Source organism: Roseateles sp. P5_B10, from assembly GCF_056400485.1.
The window spans coordinates 1-526 of sequence record NZ_JBFULE010001755.1 but is presented as its reverse complement, the minus strand read 5'-3'; the positions used below and the strand labels follow the sequence as shown (position 1 = coordinate 526).

Sequence of the window (526 nt, the reverse complement as noted above, 5' to 3'; positions counted from 1 at the left end):
AACTTCATCAGCGGGAACAGGATGGCGCCACCCGTCTGGCGGAAGTCCGGATGCACGGCCAACGCTGAAATCTCGGCGATCTGGCCCTGCTTGGCGCGCACCTCACTGAGGTCGAAGACCGACTGCAGCGGAAAGCCGAACACACCCTCGCGGATCATGGACATGGTACCGACGACGCGGCCGTCGTACTTGGCGCACAGCGTGGTTGTCGTCGGCAGCGCGTGATACATGGTGACGCGCAGGCCTGAGGGCGACGGCTTCATGAAACCGCTGGCCACGTAGGCATCATGCAGGATGCGGAAGCAGTCCTCGAGCTCCTCGCGGGTCTCGGCGACCTTGAGCTCCAGCCTTGGATCCGGCGCCGGGTCGCAGTCGATCATGCCGCGATAGATGGCATGCCGTGTGTCACGCGGCAGTCGGCCGAAGCCCCGCCGCATCAACTGGTGCAAGCGTTTTCTGAAGCTGGCTTGTTTGATCTTCATGACGCTGCCCGGTCGATCCGAGGGTTAGTTGAGCAACAGATTAC

Annotated in this window: 1 protein-coding gene; it reads right to left on the bottom strand. The window is 62.5% G+C overall.

What is annotated here, in order from left to right; all coding sequences use genetic code 11:
• On the bottom strand, positions 1-482 hold a 482-nt coding region (locus AC1DU6_RS35730; RefSeq protein WP_477863368.1), incomplete at its 3' end, for a GNAT family N-acetyltransferase.
• Positions 483-526 lie beyond the last annotated feature (44 nt).